At 27.5% G+C, this 505-nt stretch carries 1 protein-coding gene; it reads left to right on the top strand.

Annotated features, from left to right (window positions below; all coding sequences use genetic code 11):
• A partial coding sequence (locus tag HMPREF0072_RS10380; protein WP_004830409.1) for an Abi family protein occupies positions 1-505 on the top strand: 505 nt, incomplete at both ends.

Here is a 505-nt window from a genome sequence, read left to right as displayed (position 1 = left end):
TTCATCAAGAACCGATTAGTATAGAAAATCAAGTAAAAAACTTAATAGACTTAGGACTTTTAGTAGAAGATAAAACTTATGCTAAGAAAATTCTTGGAAGAATATCCTATTACAGGCTGATTAAAGCTTATAGTATCACATTAAAAAAAGATGGAAGATATATATCAGGAATAAGTTTTGAAGATATTGTAAGTTTATATAAATTTGATAGAGAACTTAGACAGCTTATATTTGAAACAATAGAGCATATTGAAGTTTCTTTAAGAGCAGTTATCACAAACTATTTTTCTTTAAGATATGGGAACTTTTCATATAAAGATATGAATAATTTCGAGAAACAAAAGGAACAAGAAAGGGTACTAGAAGAATTAGCAAGGGAAGTTAAAAGAAATAGACGCTCACCATTTATAAAAAACTTTAAAGACAATTATGAAGGTGGAGAAATTCCACTCTATGCAGTGATAGAAGTAGCAAGTTTTGGAACTTTATCTAAAATGTATAAGAA

The sequence above is a fragment of the Anaerococcus lactolyticus ATCC 51172 genome (assembly GCF_000156575.1).
Taxonomy (GTDB): Bacteria; Bacillota; Clostridia; order Tissierellales; family Peptoniphilaceae; genus Anaerococcus; species Anaerococcus lactolyticus.
The sequence above is the reverse complement of the archived record's forward strand: the minus strand, read 5'-3'. Positions and strand labels throughout refer to the sequence as shown.